Here is a 2358-nt window from a genome sequence, read left to right as displayed (position 1 = left end):
CTGGGGGCCCGCCAGCTTGATATCACCCCGACCCTGGCCAAGATCCATGCGGGCGAACCCAAGGTTGCCGGTCAGCTCGACTTCCAGCTCTGGAGCGATTTCGCCAACGGTCAGCTGGGCAATACCCTGCTGGCGTTTGGCAACAACTACCTGATCTGGAAGGATCCCAAGAACGGGGAGATGCACCGCTTCGGCCTCGATGGCGGCAAGATCCAGCTGCGCCGTGATGGCACCGACTGGCAACTGGCCAGCCACAACGTCACCTTCAAGCTGGACGGCAAACCCTGGTTGCAGAGCCGCTTGCAACTGGAGCGGATTGGGGATCGGGTGCAGGGCTATCTGCCCAGTATTGAGTTCGACAAGATCACCCAGATCAGTCAGCTGGTCTCGGCGCTCTACCCCACACTCTGCGAGACCCTGCGCCAGACCAATCCGCAGGGGGCGGTGCAGGATCTGACGCTGCTGGCCAATGCCGACTGGCAGGATCTCTCCCTCAGTGGCCGCTTCAGCAAGGTGCGTCTCAAGGCCTGGCAGGATATACCCGGGATGCAGGATCTCAACGGCGAGTTCTGGCTTACCCCGACCGGCGGTAGCGCCAGATTGGCGCTGGCGAACGACAAGGTGGATCCCGCCCGTCACTTCAAGATGCCGATCCCGGTCGACCACTTCTCGGCCCGCCTCGACTGGTGGCGCGAGGAACAGGGCTGGGTGCTCTACGGGCAGGATATCGCGCTGGATAACCCGGATCTGACCCTGGCCAGCCGTTTCCGCCTCGATCTGTTCGAGCACCCTTTCCTGGCCCTGACTGGTCGCATCGATGTGAAGAATGCGGGCCATGCGGATCGCTACTTCCCGCTACAGGCGATGGACAAGGGGCTGGTGGATTACCTGAGCGGCGCCATCAAGGGGGGTAAGGCCAAGGGAGCCGACCTGCTCTGGTATGGGGAGTTTCGGGATTTCCCCTATGACAACGGCAAGGGCATCTTCCAGGTAGCGGTACCGCTGGAGCAGGCCACCTACGAGTTCTTCCCCGGTTGGCAACCGCTCACCGACTTGCAGATCGATCTCTTGTTCCAGAATGCCGGTCTCGATATGCGCAGCCGATCCACCAAACTCGGCAAGGCGAGCTCCGACTCGGTGCATGCCTGGATCCCGGATCTCTCCCCCGGCGCCCACCTCTATGTGGATGCCAAGGTGCAGGGGGAAGGTAAGGCCATCAGCGACTACCTGCAGGACTCCCCGCTGGGCAGTTCGGTAGGTCAGGCGCTGCGGGAGATCGAGATCCGCGGCCCTATGGCCGGCTCGGTCAAGCTCGATATTCCTCTCGATGGCGAGAGCGAGGTCAAGGCGAGTGGCGATGCCACCTTCAGCAACAACAAGGTGCGGGTCGCCAGTCTGGATCTGCCGCTGGAGAAGGTGCAGGGGCGTCTCGAATATGACAACGAACAGACCCGCTTCAGCAACCTCAAGGCGAGCTTGTGGAACCAGCCGCTGACCCTCGACTATCAGGGGCGCCAGCATCCGGATCACTATCAGGTCGACCTCGATTTCAAGGGGCAGTGGGATAGCCGCCGCCAACCCGCCGCCATCTCTTCATTCGGCATTCTCAACGGCCGCAGTAACTGGGGCGGCAAGCTCGGGTTGACCCTGCCCGACAGCAAGCCGTTCAGCTTCCAGCTGGCGCTCGACTCCAACTTGCAGGGGATGGGGCTGGATCTGCCGCTGCCGCTGGCCAAGAGCAGCGCCAGCCGGCTGCCGCTCAAGGTGATCGCCCGTGGCCGGGATGGCAGCGCCGACATTCGCGCCGTACTGGGGGCTGATGTGGATATGCAGACCCGACTGGTCTACGGCGAAGGGGTGCCTTATCTCAGCCGGGTGCGGGTCGATGTGGGCCAGCCGGGCGCCCGGGTAATGCGCGATGCCCCCATGCTGCTCGCCATCAACCAGCAGGAGGCCGATGTGGGCGGCTGGCTGGCCAGACTCAAGCAGTGGTTGCCAGCGCAGAACCAGACTGGCAATGCGGTGGTTGGCCCGGCCTTCCTGCCACAGGAGTGGTGGGTGGATGGACAGCTGGCTCGCGCCTATATCGGCAGTGCCACCCTCAAGGCGGCGCGTTTCACCGTGGGGCCGACCAATCAGGCGACCGAAGTGATGATCGACAGCCCCGACGTGATGGGAGTGATCCGCCTGCCCGCAGTAGCCAATCGCCCGGTGGATGCCAAGTTTGCCCGCATCTACTGGTCCGGCAAGAGTTCGGATCTCAGCCCAGATCCCGATGCCAAGCAGGACAACGCCATCATGGCATCCATCCCCTGGTTGAAGGTGAGTTGTGTCGATTGCCGCTTTGGCGAGCTGCCG

At 63.1% G+C, this 2358-nt stretch carries 1 protein-coding gene; it reads left to right on the top strand.

Annotated elements, in window-relative coordinates:
• Positions 1–2358 (top strand): YhdP family phospholipid transporter (locus AACS18_RS16490; protein WP_258228745.1); only part of this gene is annotated, 2358 nt, incomplete at both ends.

The sequence above is a fragment of the Aeromonas sp. HMWF015 genome, assembly GCF_963878965.1.
GTDB classification, from domain to species: Bacteria; Pseudomonadota; Gammaproteobacteria; order Enterobacterales; family Aeromonadaceae; genus Aeromonas; species Aeromonas veronii.
This window is presented reverse-complemented; position numbering and strand designations above follow the sequence as displayed.